The 15,810-nt window shown below is 39.6% G+C and carries 12 protein-coding genes and 1 pseudogene; 9 read left to right on the top strand and 4 right to left on the bottom strand.

The annotated features are described in order from the left end of the window. The first annotated feature begins 39 nt into the window (after positions 1 to 39). Positions 40 to 2,628, top strand: coding sequence for a metallophosphoesterase (locus MHH86_RS19365; RefSeq protein ID WP_076316279.1), 2,589 nt, complete (start codon positions 40 to 42; stop codon positions 2,626 to 2,628). A gap of 118 nt (positions 2,629 to 2,746) precedes the next feature. Here MHH86_RS19365 and MHH86_RS19360 read toward each other — a convergent pair whose 3' ends face one another. Next, a complete protein-coding gene (locus MHH86_RS19360; RefSeq protein WP_076316280.1) occupies positions 2,747 to 3,022 on the bottom strand; it encodes a hypothetical protein in 276 nt (91 codons plus the stop codon). Positions 3,023 to 3,240: 218 nt separating this feature from the next. Here MHH86_RS19360 and MHH86_RS19355 point away from each other — a divergent pair, with 218 nt between their 5' ends. Both MHH86_RS19355 and MHH86_RS19350 read left to right on the top strand, forming a co-directional pair. After that, positions 3,241 to 3,615 (top strand): hypothetical protein, encoded by a 375-nt coding sequence (locus MHH86_RS19355; protein ID WP_076316281.1) that lies wholly within the window; start codon positions 3,241 to 3,243, stop codon positions 3,613 to 3,615. 171 nt (positions 3,616 to 3,786) lie between these two features. Next, positions 3,787 to 5,427, top strand: a complete 1,641-nt coding sequence (locus MHH86_RS19350; RefSeq protein WP_076316282.1) for an alkaline phosphatase — start codon at positions 3,787 to 3,789, stop codon at positions 5,425 to 5,427. A 131-nt stretch (positions 5,428 to 5,558) separates the two neighbouring features. On the opposite strand, the gene MHH86_RS19345 is transcribed toward MHH86_RS19350, so the two are convergent. Then, on the bottom strand, positions 5,559 to 6,605 hold the full coding sequence (locus MHH86_RS19345) for a DUF418 domain-containing protein (protein WP_076316283.1): 1,047 nt from the start codon (positions 6,603 to 6,605) through the stop codon (positions 5,559 to 5,561). A gap of 184 nt (positions 6,606 to 6,789) precedes the next feature. Here MHH86_RS19345 and MHH86_RS19340 point away from each other — a divergent pair, with 184 nt between their 5' ends. The 4 genes from MHH86_RS19340 (at position 6,790) to MHH86_RS19325 (ending at position 11,123) form a co-directional block, all read left to right on the top strand. Continuing rightward, positions 6,790 to 7,938 (top strand): VanZ family protein, encoded by a 1,149-nt coding sequence (locus MHH86_RS19340; protein WP_076143787.1) that lies wholly within the window; start codon positions 6,790 to 6,792, stop codon positions 7,936 to 7,938. A 152-nt stretch (positions 7,939 to 8,090) separates the two neighbouring features. Then, on the top strand, positions 8,091 to 8,858 hold the full coding sequence (locus MHH86_RS19335; RefSeq protein ID WP_042189627.1) for an ABC transporter ATP-binding protein: 768 nt from the start codon (positions 8,091 to 8,093) through the stop codon (positions 8,856 to 8,858). Beyond that, positions 8,845 to 10,764: an ABC transporter permease gene (locus MHH86_RS19330; RefSeq protein WP_076143789.1), complete on the top strand. Its 1,920-nt coding sequence runs from the start codon at positions 8,845 to 8,847 to the stop codon at positions 10,762 to 10,764. The genes MHH86_RS19335 and MHH86_RS19330 overlap by 14 nt, the downstream gene beginning before the upstream one ends. A gap of 5 nt (positions 10,765 to 10,769) precedes the next feature. Further along, positions 10,770 to 11,123, top strand: coding sequence for a YxeA family protein (locus MHH86_RS19325; protein WP_076143869.1), 354 nt, complete (start codon positions 10,770 to 10,772; stop codon positions 11,121 to 11,123). Positions 11,124 to 11,202: 79 nt separating this feature from the next. Here MHH86_RS19325 and MHH86_RS19320 read toward each other — a convergent pair whose 3' ends face one another. Together MHH86_RS19320 and MHH86_RS19315 are read right to left on the bottom strand one after the other, a co-directional pair. Further along, positions 11,203 to 12,597, bottom strand: coding sequence for a HAMP domain-containing sensor histidine kinase (locus tag MHH86_RS19320; protein WP_076143790.1), 1,395 nt, complete (start codon positions 12,595 to 12,597; stop codon positions 11,203 to 11,205). A 6-nt stretch (positions 12,598 to 12,603) separates the two neighbouring features. Then, the gene (locus MHH86_RS19315; protein ID WP_076141031.1) at positions 12,604 to 13,305 is read right to left on the bottom strand and encodes a response regulator transcription factor; all 702 of its coding nucleotides are present in this window, start codon (positions 13,303 to 13,305) and stop codon (positions 12,604 to 12,606) included. Between the two features lie 518 nt (positions 13,306 to 13,823). Between MHH86_RS19315 and MHH86_RS19310 the strand changes: the two are divergent. Next, a pseudogene (locus tag MHH86_RS19310) lies at positions 13,824 to 14,116 on the top strand (hypothetical protein); the annotation flags it as partial. A 294-nt stretch (positions 14,117 to 14,410) separates the two neighbouring features. After that, positions 14,411 to 15,274 carry a MurR/RpiR family transcriptional regulator gene (locus MHH86_RS19305; protein WP_042129113.1) on the top strand — a complete coding sequence of 288 codons (864 nt, stop codon included), beginning with the start codon at positions 14,411 to 14,413 and terminating at the stop codon, positions 15,272 to 15,274. Positions 15,275 to 15,810 lie beyond the last annotated feature (536 nt).

Raw genomic sequence — 15,810 nt, 5'->3', positions numbered from 1 at the left:
CGATGATAAGTGAGATTAAGGAAGAGGGAGATGGGCTGAATGGATAACAACCAATCTTATCTCAAAAATAGATTTTACAAGGTAATCAGTCTAATGGTTATAGGTTTGCTGCTTGCCATGGAGTTGACCGGGTTTGTCTCAGCAGGAAGAGAGGGAAATGAGGAAGATCTTGCAAGCGAAGCAACTGCAGTTCAGGAAACGATTGCCCAGTGGATTTTTAAAGACAAAGGCGAGAACGGTGTATTTCCGGCTACAGGCGGGGTATATCAGACGGCTTCATCCATTCGTGATGTAGGAACTAATACGAATGCGTACACCTATGAGTCAGGTGAGAACAGCGTACGCAACCAGGGGTGGCATGAAGGAACGGGCCTGAAATACTGGCTTGCCACGCTTTCTACCAAAGGTTTCGAAGGTATCTTCCTCTCTTCACAGCAAACTTCTTCAAGTACAGGACCCAGGGATTTTAAGGTGCAATACAGTATAGATCAACAGGAATGGACAGATGTTACGGGCGGCAACCTTGTTTTAGCCCAGAACAATTTTAATTGTTCCAATAATTCCTGCAAATTAACTAACCTCGCTTTGCCTGCGGGAACAAACAATCAAGATGTACTCTATATCCGCTGGGTGGTAAACTCTGCGAAAAGTGTAAGCGGGGGAACGGTGTCCAGCTCAGGCTCAAGCAGAATCAAAGATGTGATAATTAAAGGAACACGCAGCAGCGGCGAACCTGGGGACACTCCCACACTTGAGGTAAGCAAAACTCCCGCTTCAGGGGCTGCAGATGTTTCCCTTAACGCAGAGATCACAGTGAAGTTTAACAAAGCGATCAGTCTCGACAGTGGTTATCAAGTTGTAATCACGGAAAACAATCTCCCTCTTAATAACATTTCTGCTTCGCTCCTCGGTCAAGACACAGTCAGAGTCAGCCACCCTAATTTTACTGCCGGCAAAACTTACAACGTGACCGTCCCTAAAGAGCTTGTTAAGGGGACTGCGGATGGCCGGACACCTGAGAACGATATTACCTGGAGCTTTAAGACAAAGTCTCCGGATACCGGCATCAAAACACCAACGCTGCTGAACATGACTTTTAACGGAGACCCAAAGACAAGTATCGCCTTTGACTGGTATACAGCCGAAACCGTCAGAGGTACAGTAGTGCAAGTAGTGGAGGCCTCCAATGCGGGAGGAAGCGAGTTTCCGGAACAACTGGCAGCTTCTTATGAGGGCAGCTCAACAGTTATTGAAACCTTAATGACATCAGGAGACAGAAGTTCTAAAAAGTATAAAAAGTTCGCCAGCCACAAGGTTATTGCAAGCGGTCTTAAGCCTGGAACCCAATATATCTACCGGGCCGGTAACGGTGATGCGGACGGCTGGAGCGAGGCGGGTTCTTTTACCACGGACAAGGCGGATAATCAGGATTTCCATTTCCTCTATGTAACCGACACCCAAGGCTCAAGTAAATCGAATTTTGATCTGTGGCAGGATACTTTTAAGAGAGCTATTGAGAAAACGGTAGATCCCAAGTTTGTTCTTCTTACAGGGGATCTAACGGATGACGGTGATCTGGAGCAGCTGTGGCAGTGGTTCTTGGGTGTGCCGAAAAAGGAATTTGCCAATGTGCCATTTGCACCGATTATCGGCAACCATGAGATAGAAGATTATCCGAATAACAACTTCTATAACCATTTTAATCTTCCAAAAGATGTCGGGACGGGTGCTCATGACGGTTCGGTATATGCTTTCGAATACGGCGATGCCCTGTTTATGCAGATCAATTCCCAGTACGAAGGGGAGGTCAAGCCATACAAAGCGGATATTCAGTTCACCAAACAATTGGAATGGATGCGGAATCAGGTGGCAAAGACCGATAAAAAGTGGAAATTCGTCTCGATGCATAAGGGAGCGTATTCTTCAGGGGATAATGCTTCGGCAGAAAGCGACCGGGTAGAATTTTACCGGAAATATCTGATTCCTGTATTGGATGAGCTGGGTGTGGACATGGTTTTTGAAGGTCATGACCATATGTATATGAGGTCTTTTCAAATGCTGAACAACGTTCCGATTAAGAATGTCATTACCGATGAGCAAGGAAATGTGCTGAATCCCAAAGGGACCGTATATCTAATGGGCAACTCGGCAGCTTCGAAATTCTATGCTATTAATCCAGATGCAGACACTTTTTTTGCAGCAAAAAACGATCAGCCCAACAAGAAAATGTTCGTGGATGTTTCCATTACAAGCGACGTGCTGAAATTCACATCCTACACAGCAGTTAAAGATAAACCCCTTGCCGTCTATGATGCTTACAGTATTAAACGGACTGATGTCAAACCCGGCATTGTCCAAAATCCAAGCGCAGTAAGACAGTCAGGGAACCGTGCAGTTCTTTCTTGGAAAGCGCCAGCAAATAGTTCTGAGCCGGTGCGAGGTTACCGGATTTACGAGAAAAATGATAAAGTCAGCACAAACTGGAGCGTGTATGTACCGACGGTAAGCGGTCAGACGAGTTACAGCTATACATTAAACGGCATAGATTCTGCTAAAGCCTACAATTTCGTTATTAAAGCAGTGGGGACAAGAAATAACTCGCTTCCAGCAGAGGCAGGAATACAATGAAAGGATAGAGGAGGCGTTGACGGAGCTTAGGCATCCGTTAACGCCTTTTTTTAGTTGTTGAAGCTGTCCATTCCTCCTACGGTAACTCCTCAGAAAGATAGCCTCACTTTTTACCAGATCATGATTCATTGCGCATTGGCGTGACTTTTGTTCCTTTTAACGGCATAACCTCTGCATTGGTACCTTCAAAATATAACGGCAGCCTTCTGCCAGGATAGTCAAGAGGGTTTGGGTTGGGTCCTACGAAACCTAGAATGGGGATGATAAATTTAAGTGCCATCCATTCATAGACATCAGGTAAGCCGTGAATCAAAAATACGCAGATCCATGACAGTAAAGCTGCAGCCAAAATTGTACTACCTAAATACCCGAATGCTTGAATTATTCTTTTCATATTCGCACCTAACGTATAAGAAAGTGTCTAATAGTTAGAAGAATATAACTGTAAAAATCACTTCAATTGCTAACATATCCGAGGCTCGATACGGTTATTTGGATAATACCACCGTAGGGAAATCTGAAAAACAAACATTTGTACAACTGTATTTGTCTTGTACCGTTCTTTGAAGTTAGTAATAAACTATATCAATCTCAGAAAAGGAGTTGATTTAGTTGGCTAACAGTGATATACGTCTTACTCTTTGGTCGGGTACTAATTTTACCAATCGTCGGATTCGATTCAGACGTGGAGGAGTTGCGGTTCGTGATCTTGGAGCGTTTCGGTTTAACAATGTTCTCTCGAGTTTCCGTCTCAGAAATGTTGTGCAGAGCTCTGAAGTAACGCTTGTACTATTTTCACGAATTAACTTTCAAGGATCTTTCCGTGTATTCCGTGGCAGCCAAAATGTAGCGAACTTGAATAATTTTAACTTTAACAATGTCACATCTTCGTTTATATTGGTAGGTCGTATCCTTACAAGCTCCGAAATTTCCCAAATTCAAAGCACTGGTAGAGCGCCTCGAGATATCCTCGTAATAAGACAATAATAATGCAAAGGGTGCCCCTAGGGCGCCCTTTTTTTGCAATTATCAGTAGCACAGGTCAAGACAAAATATGCATAGAATTTAATATATAACAAGAGAATAGGTGCTGTCCCGTAAACAATCCTCCTTTAAACTAGTAACGTACTTAACAAAATTTGCTAGAGGAGGATTCAAATGCGCAAAAAGGTTATCGGGACAATTTGCAGTACCGTTATGGTTTGTAGTCTGCTGGCAGCAGGCAACGGAACGACCTACGCCAGTGGCGCCAATAACTCTGATGCTCCTACCAACAAATCGGTCAAGAACGTGATTCTGTTTATTACGGATGGGATGAGCTTATCCGATGTGAACTTGGCCAGATGGTATCAGGGAGGGCAGGCACTTGCGATGGATAAGTATTTCAGCGGGCTGGTGAGAACATATTCTACGGATTCACTGACCACAGATTCCGCTGCGGGAGCTACGGCTTATGCTACAGGCCATAAGGTTAAGAGTGAGACGGTATCCATACTTCCAGACCGAATAACGATGCCTTTCATAAGCGCAGTTAAGCCAGAGGACGTGAACAAACCTCTGCCTACCCTTATGGATGCAGCGAGAATGGCAGGGAAAAGTACAGGAACGGTATTCACTTGTGAATTAACGGATGCGACGCCGGCTACATTTTTAAGTCATGCATACACGCGTGACAATGCGCAGTCTATTGCAGAACAGATGGTCTATAGTGGTGTAGATGTTCTACTTGGGGGTGGTTCCGGGTATTTGGTACCCGGCAAAGAAGACATTAACCGCAAGGACGGAGAAGATTTAACCAAAGTTCTGAAATCAAATGGGTATGAATACGTAACGGATAAAGCAGGGTTAATGAATTCTAAAACGAATAAAATCTGGGGTCTCTTCAACCCCGAAGCACTGGATGCTGATTTTGACCTGAACCCGCAAAAGCAACCGAGCCTTGCTGAAATGACCAAAGTAGCGATAGAGAAGTTGTCGCAGAACGAGAACGGTTTTATTCTGATGGTCGAAGCAAGCCAGATTGACTGGTATGGTCATGATAACGATCCAGTGGGTATTATGAGTGAGACCTTAGCGTTTGATAAAGCCTTTAAAGCCGCTGTTGACTTTGCAGAAAAAGATGGCAATACAGCAGTCTTATCGGTTTCGGATCATGCTACCGGCGGGCTCAATATGACGAACTATGATTCTACCAAAGACCTAATCTCCGTGCTGAAGAAAGCGAAGCATACCAGTTATTACATTGAAGGCAGTATTAATGAGAGCAATTTCAAAAAGGTCCTTGCAGATCATTATGGACTTAGTGATCTAACCAAAGAAGAAGCAGATCAAGTCAGATTGGGAATGCAGGATAACCTTTCGCCGGTCATCGGTAAAATTTTGGGGGATAAAATAGGTGTAACCTTCTCTACGGATGATCACACATCGGAAGAAGTTGGCTTATTCGCGTACCATCCGGCTAATTTTAAACCGACTGATTTCGTGAACAGCGGTGTAATCCAGAATACGGATGTGAATAAGTATATTCAAGAAGTGACCGGACTCAATCTGGCGCAGCTTCAGGATACACTGTACGTATCCAGTGATAAATTCAAGGCCAAAGGAGCTACGATTACCCTAGATAAGACTGATAAGAATAATCCGGTGGTTGTAGTGAAAAAAGCAGGCCAAGTTCTCAAGCTGCCTATAGATAAAAATATCGCCATACAGGATGGCAAAACAACGAAACTAAATGTGCTGACGGTAATGATTAAAGATAAAGTGTGGATTTCGCAGGATGCTTTGGACTTGATTCTCTGATTCTTAATGTTCATGTTGTGATCTGTCGGATAAAAGTTAAAGCGCTTAAACTTGAGAACCCCTTTTTATAAGGGGTTTTTGGGTTGGAAAAATAAATTCCGACTTGCATTAAGAGGAGGAAAGTGAAGTTTTTATCGTTTTGTTGCAGGCTTTTTTCCATAGGTCATCAAGCGCCAAAGCTTTTCTAAGGGTCCCATGGAAAAGAACTTGAACCAGATGGTACTAAAAATGATTTGAATAAAATAAATCAGAACGGCGATGTAGAGAATATCTTTCGGTGAAACGACTTCGAGACCTATCATTGAAATGATTGCTGTCCCTATAATGCTTTGTGCAACATAATTTGTAAACGCCATTTGACCCACCCGTGATATGGGTTTCAGGAATTTCACCATTTGTTTATTTTCTAATAGTAGAAATAATGTTGTTAAGTAGAACAAAGTGGTTGGGAGAGATCCTAAGCCCGTAACTGAATCTACATTGCTGCTCCCACTTTGAGAAGCGTTCCAAATCCATAGTGAAAAACCAATGAACAACAGAAATGATACCATTTGAATCCCTCTAATTGGTTTAGACAATTCTTGTATGTGTGTCAGCCAACCTGATTTTGCAGTTAAAAAACCAGCTAAAAACATAATAAAGATTTGCATAGCGTCATTAGAAAAAATATCAAGGATAGATAAGATTGCCCCTTGAGAGGGTGAAAATATTTTTACCACCAAGGAAATAATGTAAATGGATGTCATACCCACAAGCCACTTTTTAAGTGTAGAAATTGTTGTGTGATAAAAAGGGATCAGAAACAATCCGATAATGGCATATACAGGTAGAATGGTTCCCCAAAAGCTAAACACATGAATGATTCCCAGCAGCAAGAGGATCAGTAAACGTCTAGCCATACGCCATCTGGGTTTATCTCCCCGGCTTTCTGCTCTTGAGGCGAAAATGTATAGACCTACTCCAAATAGGAATGAAAAAATTGAAAAGAACTTTTTTTGCACGAAGATGATTATCAAGCTATGGATGATTCCATTAATTCCACTATAGTCGGGTAAGGGATCTCCTTCCATAATAACTTTAAAGGCTCCAACATTTATAAGCAGAATGCCAAAAAGAGCAAGTCCGCGAATGATGTCGAGTGAAATGATTCTTTCTTTTTGTGAAATGGAGGGATTCATTAATAGTGCTCCTTTGAAAATAATTTTATTTGCCTAGAAGTCAGTATAAGTCGCAAACCTTACATTAAATTGATGCCAACATTACAGGATCCTTAAATTTGATGAAATGTTCCAACTCCAGTTGAATTAGAATCAGTTTTATGGTTAATATGAATACTAAATCATTTTGGGGTGTGAAATAGAAATGTCAGCATATACTCAACCGATCTTTGTGGCAGCGATCTTTTTTGTGGTTTTAGCATTTGCCTTATTTATCCCATGGCTTATTTATACCTATAGAAAATATAATTACCTACCATTTTCTACCACATTAATTTCATTTTCGTTTATCTTTTACTTTCTAGCAGCGTTATTTTTAGTATTGCTGCCGTTGCCGGAAATACGTAACACTTGCTCTCTTCAAAAACCGGGTACACAGCATTATTCACTTATGCCGTTTCAATTTATAGTGAACACCTTTGGGAATAGCGGCATCGTGTTATCACAGCCAGCTACTTATAGACTGTTATTTAGCCAACCCTCATTCTATCAAGCGTTTTTTAATTTCTTGCTATTATTACCTTTTGGTGTTTACTTGCGATACTTTTTTCAAGACAAGAAACACTGGAAGAAAGCTCTAGGCATCACGTTCCTATTAACGCTATTTTATGAGATAACACAGGTAACCGGCATTTACGGGATTTATAATTGCCCTTATCGCATTTTTGATGTGGATGATTTATTGTTGAATACATCTGGCGGGGTACTTGGTTTCTTTATTGCTCCAGCCGTGTTAGCGTTATTCTCATCAAAAAAGAAAATTAATGAGAAAGCAGAAAGATTATTAGCTCTTGATGAAGTAAAAGGGATGTCTGTGTTGCTGGCTGTTATAATTGATATATTTATCAGCAACCTGGTAGTTAAAGTAGTGTTGAGTATGACCAACGTTAATATGGTTAGTGATTTTATTGCGAGCACACTTACACTTTTTGTAACATTATTTATTATTCCATGGATTTGGAACGGATCGACAGTCGGTACGAAAATTATGCGCTATCGCTATGACAGTAAAGTAAGTCGTGTGGAAACTAACAAGCGATTATTTAAACGCTTTGGTGCGATTTACGCGATGTACTTCATAACAGTCATTGCGGATACTTTGAATAACGTGGAAATATCAATGGATTCACCATTTTACAAGGCATCTATATTCTTAACGCTAGGTGCTGGATTGACCTCTATCATTTTAACGATCGTATTGTTCATCCATGTTATATTAGTGGTGTTTGGCAAACAAAAACGCCGCTTTTACTTTGATGAAGCTTCTGATTTATATACAACCAGAAAAAAATGAATGCTATTCAATAGCAAAAAGGTACCCCGTAGTCTTAAATGGCTACGGGGTACCTTTTTTTGTGGATTTAAGCTTATTGTAAGGTTGGCATGAATTTGCTGTAAGGTTCGGTGCCTATAGTATAAGTATCAGCAAATTAAGAGGTGAAATGAATGGAACCATTATTAAAAGTAGAAAATATAAAAAAAGTGTACGGGAAGTTAAGCGCTGCTTACACAGCGTTAGAAAACGTGTCTTTTGACATTCATGAAGGTGAGTTTGTAGGGATTATGGGACCTTCCGGAGCGGGGAAATCAACCTTGCTAAATTTGTTAGCAACCATAGATTCTCCAACAGAAGGAAAGATATATATGAAGAACAAGAGTATTCACGATATGAAGGAAGCAGCTTTGTCAGACTTCAGACGTGAACATCTCGGCTTCATCTTCCAAGATTACAATTTACTCGATTCCTTGACTGTAAAGGAGAACATATTGCTTCCTCTGGCGATTGCTAAAATTCCAGCGAAGAAAATCAATCACCTCGTGACTCAGATTTCTAAAGTATTTGGAATTGAAGATTTACTGGCAAAATATCCTTACCAAATCTCTGGTGGTCAAAAGCAAAGAACCGCTGCGGCTAGAGCGCTCGTGACAGAGCCTGCACTGATTTTGGCTGATGAACCAACAGGTGCGCTTGACTCTAAATCAGCAACAGATTTATTGGAAAGCTTAAGCACTTTAAATGAAAATAACAACTCGACCATTATGATGGTGACTCATGATGCCTTTGCCGCAAGCTTCTGCCGTCGGATTATTTTCATCAAGGATGGCTCTTTTTCTACAGAAATATTTCGTCGTGATCAGACACGCAAAGCCTTCTTCCAAGAGATCTTAGATGTTCATGCGGCCATTGGGGGTGAGGTAGATGACGTTATTTAGTCTAGCAAGAAAAAATATAGCCCGAAACTTTTCGCAATATTTTTTATACATTGCATCGATGGTGTTTAGTATCATCATTTACTTTACATTTGTGACCTTAAAATATAGCGATACGATAGCAGAACAGACGGCTTCATCCCAAAAACTTGGTTCACTAATGAGTGGGGCGGCAGTCATTCTCATCTTTTTCGTGTTCATATTTATTGCTTATTCCAATTCATTTTTTATGAAAAAGCGTAAAAAAGAAGTCGCATTGTATGCGTTGCTAGGGGTACGTAATCGTCAAATAGGTTTTATGCTCTTTTTCGAAAATTTATTGTTAGGATTATTCTCTTTAGTAATAGGAATTGTACTTGGGTTCCTATGTTCAAAAGGATTTATGACGATTTTAATTCATTTAATGGGTTATGACGTTGTAGCACCCTTTACATTTTCAGCGGCGGCAGCGATGAACACGGCTATCGTATTTCTAGTTATATTCTTAGTAACATCGTTTCAAGGCTATCGCTTGATCTATCAATTTAAGCTGATTGATTTATTTCATGCTTCCAAAAAGGGAGAAGTGGCGCCTAAACCATCTATAATAGTAGCTGTTCTTGGAGTGTTACTCATTGTCTTGGGCTATTGGCTTGCAATGCAGGACCTTTTCACTTCTAAGGTATGGGAAAAAATTGGATTCCCCTTGACTGTATTAATTATTTTAACAACGGTTATTTTGGGTACATTTTTATTGTTCCACAGTGTGACTGGCTTTGTGTTAGCAATGATTAAGAAAAATGAAAGGTGGCTTTGGAAAGGCCTTCATGTCATTACTATTTCGCAGCTGCTCTATCGTATTCGTGGGAACGCACGTACATTAACTGTGATTGCCGTGTTGAGTGCTACGACAGTAACTGCCGGTGGAGCGGTCTATGGCCTTTATTACAATACGAATGACTCGGCGAAAACGATTAATCCGAATACCTTTATGTATCAATCCACAGATGCAGAAATGGACAAGCAAGTGAGTGCTGTAGTATCAGATACAAAATACGATAAAAATATTGAAGCACTATCCATTACGTTTCATACGAAAGAGTTAAACTCGCCGTCAACATTCGATAGCTCTGATAAAAGAGAATATACAGTTATCGATGAAAAAACATACAACCAATTAGCAAGTCTACAACATAAAGAAAAATTAGATGTAAAGGACAGCTACGCGGTTATTTTAGATATCGGATATGACAAAAGGTTCTCACCAATATATACAGGGAAAACTATAACAACAGGCAACGGCCATCCTCTCACATTCCAAAGCTTTAAAACGCAAAGCGTATTGAATGTAGGTACAGCAGGTATAACCGTGGTAGTCTCGGAGGATCAGTATAAAGTGTTGCAAAATGATGGGGAAGTGCTGCACTATCGTGTTCTTGGGGTAGATGATGCTTCTGTGGATTTATCTAAAAAAATTGCAAACCAATTACCTGAAGAAGCGCTATTTTCAAGTGGTCCACAAGATTACCAAACAAGTTTGGAAGGTGTGGGGTCTCTACTGTTTATCGGAAGTTTCCTTGGTCTAGTATTTCTAGCTGCTACAGGCAGTATCATTTATTTTAAGGTTTTAACAGAGGCAGAAGAGGATAAATCACAGTACAATATGCTGCATAAAATGGGTGTCAGTGCAAAAGAAATGCGAAAATCAATTGCGTCACAGGTATTCGTTATCTTTGTTGTACCGCTTGTAGTAGGGTTATTGCATAGTGTAGTGGCTTTAAAAGCATTCTCTAGTCTACTGATGATAGATTTAGCAAAACCTGTGTTGCTCTGGATGATTGCTTATACCGTAATTTACGGGTTGTATTATTTCTTAACCGTAGCTTCTTACAATCGTATTATCACACTAAATAATAGAACAGAAGGATGATTGAGATGAAAAAATTTCTAATTACTATGGGTATTTTGTTTGTTATTGGAGTTGTAGGGGTCTTTGCTATAGCCAAGATTGATTTCAATCGCTTCAATGCCGAAAATTACTATTTACAAATCACAGAGGATGGGGAACCCCATGAATATAAACTGAGCGATGGTTCAGTCATGACCTCTTATTCTTATACACTAGAGGCTACAAATGCCAAAGGTACTACAATTCCACTGGAATTTAATGCACAAAAAAATCTTCGTAAAGGCGCCTACTTGAAAATGTATGTAAAAAAAGGTGATCAAGTATCCTCATACGATGAAGTGAAAGTAGAGGATATTCCGCTAAAGGCACTAAAAAACTAATAGATTGAAGAAGGGCTGTCTCCAATAAAGTAAGTGGAGAACAGCCCCTTTCTCTGCCTAATAAGGAAGTCATTTTGAATTATAAAAGTATAGTAATGGTGGTACCGGTATTTTCAACGCTCGTCAAATCGAGTTTCCCCTCATGAGCCCAAATAATGTCTCTTGCGATGGCCATTCCTAACCCAGTACCATGCTTGCTGGTTGTATTTGTACCCCGATAGTAGCGTTCGAAAACCTGTTCCAGATCTTTAGCCGAAATACCCTGGCCATTATCAGAAATCGAAATTCGGGTATGAGATTCTGGACCTGTATCCACTCGGATCTTCACCACGACATTTTCATCGTTATGCACCAGCGCGTTGTAGATCAAGTTAAGGATCGCTCGTTTTAGTAATTTTTTATCTACTTTATGCATTGCTTTAGCCACATTCGCCTCAAACTCTATCTGCCGTTCACCAAAGGTCGGGTCATTTAAAAGTTCAATCGTCATTTCTCGTAGAAACTGAACGAGATTCACCTCTTCAAATTGCAGCGATAGCTGGTGATTACGTAAACGCGTCGTTAAATTGAGGTCATCTAACAAATCTTTCATATACATCGATTTACTCTTGATAATTGATGTGTATTCCTGTAATTCTTGGGCTGTTAAATCTGTGGCACTGTCGTTTATAAATTCTGCATAACCTTGAATAGAAGCAAGTGGTGTTTTCATGTCATGCGAAACATTGCTAATCCATTCCTCACGCATTTGGTCGAGATGCTTACGTTCCTCTTCATGTCGATCGAGCTTTTCAGATAGTTCATTCATATTACGAAAAACATCTTCATAAACACCTTTTGGAGTAGGCATTTTCTTAAAACGTCGTTCCCTGAGCTGTTGAATACCCTCTATTAATGTATGAAGGGGTGCAGTTAACTTTTTCCCAAATAGAAATCCAATGAGGATTATAATAAGCACATCAACGATTAAAAAAATGGAAAGAAAAACATTAACGTCTTTGAAAATTTTAGCGTAGTCATAGGTCATTACGTACCGGCCTATTTTAGGATTATTAATCCCTAAAAAGTAACTGAAATTTTGGGCTTCGCTGACAAAAACCGTCGTGCGTGCATCTAATTCTTTGTATTTGTACATTTGTACAATTTCAATAGGAGAATACTCTGTTTGCAATTCTTCAGGGGTATAAAAGGCTGCTACTTGCTCCCCTTGGTCATTCAAGAATTGTACCCAGGCGCTCATTTCTTGTAGTTTTTTGAGGCCATCCTCGTTCACAACAGGTCTGCCAGCCTGTAATTCTACGTATTGTGAAAAGGTTCGGCTAAAGGTTTCTGCAGATGCTTCTTCAGTGCCAAAGTTATTATTATTAACCTTTATAACGAATAAGGAAAGGAACAAAATCGCGTTTACAAAACCAACGATCACAACAATAGTCATAACCGATCTTAAAAAGCGGAGTGTCAATTTCCATTTCAACTAGTCTCACTCCTTGGTATTTAATTTATAACCTAACCCTTTAACCGTCAAAATAAAGGTGGGATTTGAAGGGTCGGCCTCAATTTTTTCGCGTAATCGCCGAATATGTACCATCACTGTATTATCGGAACCAAAAAAATCTTCACCCCACACCTGTCCAAACAAGGTTTCTTTGCTTAGAATCTGATTGGGATGATGCATAAAACAGCTCATTAAACCGACTTCTTTGGCGGTTAGCACGAGGACCTCGCCATTCTTTTTTAATTCTGTCTCATTGGCACTAAGCTCAAAGGGGCCAGCTTGTAAGCTTTTCGGAGCCTTTTTTTCTTCTGTAAAGCCAGCTCTTCTCAGTTGTGCCTTTACCCGATAAGCGACTTCTTTCGGACTGAACGGTTTAGTAATATAATCATCGCCACCTATCGCCAGTCCTAACAGCTTATTAATTTCCTCGTCTTTTGCAGACATAAATAAGATGGGTGCATTTGATGTTTCCCGAATTTTTCTGCATAAGTCATATCCTTCTCCATCTGGGAGCATAATATCTAGCAATATAAGCTCAGGATTATACTCCTGGAACTTGTCCCAACCCTCTGCAACGGTCCCGGCAGTTACAACGTCTGGAACACCTTCTTTATGTAAAACAGCCTTCATCAGACGCGCTAAATCATCTTCATCGTCTATGATTAATACCCATTTACGACTTGCCATTTATTTCCCTCCAAATCCGTCTTTATGTACATTATTACATTATAAAGGACTCTTTATTTCTTGCACAAAAAAATCGCAAAAGAAAGGCTTGCATGAAGATGGGTATTACTTAGACGAACATAGCAAAGCAATATTCAGTGATTTATTAAAATTCATTCTAGATATAGCCAAATCAGGTAAGGAGGAGAAATTGTTACGCCCCCTGCCTTCCATGGCATTGATCTGCACTGTATATGGCCCTTTGAAGAAGTTCGCTAAAATGATGGAAGAAGGTGAGTTACTGTATTCGCTTTAGCTCGAAGAAGAACTTGCAGACAGCTTTTGGAATGCCATTAGATTGCAGTGAGTCTGCTGATTTTCCGACTAAGGAGCATTAGGTTCCTTTGTCACTACGTTCAGAATGAAAATTCATTCCGAGAAATGAAAGGAAGGTATTAAGTGAATAAGATAAGGGACTGGAGAACCTACTCTTTTTACTGTGGATTTTTCTTACAATCGTCGCCTTGATAACGATGCCGAAGCTTGAAGGGGATGTTGGATCAAGAATTGAGTGGCATCACGTTATATGGTTGGTGTAGTATTGTCTGCTGCCTTTATTCGAGGCACCTCCGCCGCGTTGATTCCTTCGGGCGTAACGACACTTATACAGGTAGCATTCGTATTAATCATTGCACTATTATTACTAAGTGTAGCGGCCATGCCGGTGTTCTTGACTGCATTAATGCAGCTTGCTAGCAAATTAAATGGTTCAAGTACGGTGCTACATCAAAGAATGTCGTTGACAAATCGAGTCATATTTAGACGGCAGTAAAATTTAAAAATACATGCGTATTACGTATGCTGAGAACAATAGAAAGAATCTTCGGGGACCTTTGTGGTCCCTTGTTTCACCATATCAGAAAGTATATAATTATCGACTATACCTTACAACTTTATTACGCTATAATCAACGTAAAGTCACCAGATGACCTAAGAGTAGGATGATTTTAATAGATTAATTAATATTAGCTTTGATATGCCGAAACGTATTTTGTTATTGAAATAGGTTGTTTATATTGTTTATGATATTAATAAAGGTGTTAATTAAATCTAGAGTAGGTAGATTATGAGTCTAAATGACAACGTATTAATTAAAATTCGTGATATGCGAGAGAGTTTTACACCAGTTGAACGATTGGTCGGAGATTACATTTTAGAAAATACGGAAGAGATCCCTCATTTGTCTATTAAGGAATTGGCTCAATCGAGTAAGACAAGCGATGCATCTGTCCTTCGTTTCTGTAAGACGATGGGTTACAGCGGATACCGCAATTTTATTGTGAGTATATCGGCATCTTTGGGTTCTCGTGATGAGGATTCAAAGGCTCAATATACAGATATTCAGCCGGGTGATGATCTCTCGACAATTATATCAAATATTTCATTGAATAATTGCAAGTCCATTGAGGATACGCTTAGTGTTATTGATCGAAAAGAAATTACAAGAGCTGTAGAATTACTATGTCATAGTAAGCGAATTGTTTTCTTTGGAATAGGTGCTTCGGGACTCGTTTGTATGGACGGGGAACAGAAGTTCTCGCGAATTAATAAGATGTGTCATGCCTATACAGATGGTCATAGTCAGCTCACGGCAGCAACTTTACTTGAGAAAGATGATGTTGCCATTTTCATTTCTAACTCTGGAGCAACTAGTGATATTATTGATGCACTGGAAATTGCCCAAAAGAATAGAGCGAAATGTATTGCGATTACGAAGTACAATAAAAGTGAGCTTGCGGAGCGGGCGGATATTGTACTGAGCATATCCACACCTGAAATAACAATCCGCAGTGGGGCTATGGGCTCGCGTATTGCGATGCTTACGATCATCGACATATTATTTGCTGGTGTCGCAAGTGCAGAATATGAAGAAGTAAAAACCTACTTAACAAAAACGCATAATATATTAAAGAAAAAACTTAGAAATTAGGTTCTGATAGAATGAATGTGGATGAAAGCGTTGATCATGGATCAATGCTTTCTTTTTTTGTATTTCATTCACTTATTCGTGTACTAAAATGTACTACTTATCAATCCATGTCAGATTATCTACATGATGAATACGTTGATCTAATGAATATAATAAGTAGTTTAATTCAATAATTAATAGCTTGGCACACAATTATGAGGAAGAAAATGAATGGAATTGAAGACGAAACATCATCCGGTTGAACACGGATGATGTAACTTTATGTTTCGTTTGGAGCGATAATCAGCAAATAATACATTTTTTTAAATCGCTTTAACCTTAGAGCCATAGCGATCAAAGCAATTGTTAAAAATTTAAATTGCATCTTGTAAGCGCTTTATAAATGTGGTATAACATAGTATGTAAGGAATGAAATAAAACATCAGAATTTAATTTCTTCATGAAATTATATTTCAAAATCTATTGACGAAGCGATGGTGTTGTATTAGTATAAGAACATAATAATTGTAAGTTAATCTAACACGTTTTGTTAATTA

Origin of the sequence: Paenibacillus sp. FSL F4-0097 (assembly GCF_038593125.1) — a bacterium.
Classification (GTDB): domain Bacteria; phylum Bacillota; class Bacilli; order Paenibacillales; family Paenibacillaceae; genus Paenibacillus_AQ; species Paenibacillus_AQ odorifer.
This window is presented reverse-complemented; position numbering and strand designations above follow the sequence as displayed.

Bases quoted from the DNA above. Each gene is read 5' to 3' on its own strand.
- MHH86_RS19335 (WP_042189627.1), top strand. From the start codon at position 8,091: ATGGAACCATTATTAAAAGTAGAAAATATAAAAAAAGTGTACGGGAAG.
- MHH86_RS19315 (WP_076141031.1), bottom strand. From the start codon at position 13,305: ATGGCAAGTCGTAAATGGGTATTAATCATAGACGATGAAGATGATTTA.
- MHH86_RS19330 (WP_076143789.1), top strand. From the start codon at position 8,845: ATGACGTTATTTAGTCTAGCAAGAAAAAATATAGCCCGAAACTTTTCG.
- MHH86_RS19350 (WP_076316282.1), top strand. From the start codon at position 3,787: ATGCGCAAAAAGGTTATCGGGACAATTTGCAGTACCGTTATGGTTTGT.
- MHH86_RS19325 (WP_076143869.1), top strand. From the start codon at position 10,770: ATGAAAAAATTTCTAATTACTATGGGTATTTTGTTTGTTATTGGAGTT.
- MHH86_RS19365 (WP_076316279.1), top strand. From the start codon at position 40: ATGGATAACAACCAATCTTATCTCAAAAATAGATTTTACAAGGTAATC.
- MHH86_RS19305 (WP_042129113.1), top strand. From the start codon at position 14,411: ATGAGTCTAAATGACAACGTATTAATTAAAATTCGTGATATGCGAGAG.
- MHH86_RS19360 (WP_076316280.1), bottom strand. From the start codon at position 3,022: ATGAAAAGAATAATTCAAGCATTCGGGTATTTAGGTAGTACAATTTTG.
- MHH86_RS19340 (WP_076143787.1), top strand. From the start codon at position 6,790: ATGTCAGCATATACTCAACCGATCTTTGTGGCAGCGATCTTTTTTGTG.
- MHH86_RS19345 (WP_076316283.1), bottom strand. From the start codon at position 6,605: ATGAATCCCTCCATTTCACAAAAAGAAAGAATCATTTCACTCGACATC.